Annotated in this window: 1 protein-coding gene; it reads left to right on the top strand. The window is 64.8% G+C overall.

The genetic code is table 11. The annotated features are described in order from the left end of the window. Nucleotides 1–115 precede the first annotated feature (115 nt). Entirely contained in the window at nucleotides 116–1,306 is a 1,191-nt protein-coding gene (locus DWW73_RS10015) for an IS256 family transposase (RefSeq protein ID WP_117648577.1), read from the top strand. Nucleotides 1,307–1,362 lie beyond the last annotated feature (56 nt).

Here is a 1,362-nt window from a genome sequence, read left to right as displayed (position 1 = left end):
GGTGACGCATAATTTCTTTCGCAAATTGACAACCGCATAGCGGAACACGGCCCGCGCCCCGTCATATGATTTCTAGCGGCTAAACAACAAATCAACGACGAAAGGGGCACGGGCCGTGTCTGCGAACATCGTAACAGTCGACGAGGAGTCGCTGCGCAAGGACATAAAGAATCTGGTGAGGAAGACCGTCGAGGAGACGCTCAACGCGCTGCTCGACGAGGAGGCGTCCGAGCTCGTAGGGGCCGGGCGCTACGAGAGGACGGCAGGCCGGGAGGCATACCGCAGCGGCCACTACGCGAGAAAGCTCGTCACCGGGGCAGGAGAGGTCGAGCTCAACGTGCCGAAGCTGCGCGGCGCGACCTTCCAGACGGCCGTTATCGAGCGCTACCGCAGGCGCGAGACTTCGGTCGAGGAGGCCATCGTCGAGATGTACCTCGCGGGCGTCTCGACCAGGAGAATCGAGGACGTCTCCGAACTCCTCTGGGGAGCGCCCGTGTCCTCCGGCACCGTCTCCAACCTCAACGAGAAGGCGTTCGCGTCCATCGAGGCCTGGCGCCAGAGGCCGCTCGAGGGCGATTACCCTTACGTTTTCGTCGACGGCATCTACCTCAAGCGCAGCTGGGGAGGGTCCTACGAGAACGTGGCCGTTCTGGTGGCCATCGGCGTCAACTCCACCGGCGACCGGGAGGTCATCGGCTGCGCGGAGGGCTACACCGAGTCGGCGGACTCGTGGCGCGAGTTCTTCTCGTGGCTCAGGGGGCGCGGGCTCTCCGGCGTGCGGCTCGTCACCGGCGACAAGTGCGCGGGGATGCTCGGTGCGCTCGAGGAGGTGTTCCCCGGGGCACGCTACCAGCGCTGCACGGTCCACTTCTACCGAAACGTGTTGGGAAGGGTGCCCGTGACCAGGAGGAAGGCCGTGGCGCGCATGCTGAAGGCGATTCACGCGCAGGAATCGCGCGAGGCGTGCTCGAGGAAGGCGGCGGAGGTGGCGGACGAGCTGGACGGGATGAGGCTCGGCGCGGCCGCGAGGACGGTGCGCGACGGCTTCTCCGAGACTCTCGCCTACACGGACTTCCCGCCGGAGCACTGGCGCAGAATCCGGACCAATAACGGTATCGAGCGCATCAACCGCGAGATCAGGCGGAGGACGAGAGTCGTAGGGACCTTCCCGGACGGCAACTCGGCCCTGATGCTGGTGACGGCGAGGCTGAAGTACATCGTGGAGCACGAATGGGGCAAGAGGAGGTACCTGGACATGTCGAAGCTGGAGGAGATGGACGAGCTGAGCAAGAAGGCGGAGGGCTAGAGCAAGGCGGGGCCGAGGCCGCCTCGATCAATTTGCGAAAGAATCTTGACGGTACC

The organism is Collinsella sp. AF16-8, assembly GCF_003462695.1.
Lineage (GTDB): Bacteria > Actinomycetota > Coriobacteriia > Coriobacteriales > Coriobacteriaceae > Collinsella.
Note: the sequence above shows the minus strand (reverse complement) of the source record. Positions and strands in the feature narration are given on the sequence as shown.